This is a genomic window from Methylobacterium sp. J-078 (genome assembly GCF_022829285.1).
Classification (GTDB): Bacteria; Pseudomonadota; Alphaproteobacteria; order Rhizobiales; family Beijerinckiaceae; genus Methylobacterium.
On sequence record NZ_JAKSYI010000041.1, the window covers coordinates 1 to 209 of the forward strand.

Annotated in this window: 1 protein-coding gene; it reads right to left on the reverse strand. The window is 67.5% G+C overall.

The window, feature by feature from the left end:
* The coding region (locus MKK58_RS04340) for a TonB-dependent receptor plug domain-containing protein (protein WP_243910939.1) at window positions 1-209 on the reverse strand (209 nt) is incomplete at both ends.

A 209-nucleotide genomic window follows, 5' to 3' on the forward strand; every position in this document is an offset into this window, starting at 1 on the left:
CGGGCGGTGCCGAAGCTGCCGAACAGGGTGCCCATCTCGACGAAGGGCCGGGCGACGGGCTGCTTCGTCAGGATGTTGACGCTCCCGCCCGGATCGCTGCGTCCGTAGAGGGCACCGGCCGGACCCTTCAGGACTTCGATGGACTGGACGTTCTGGGTGTCGGGCGCGCCGTTGTAGCCGCGGGCGATGTTGAAGCCGTTCTGGAAGAT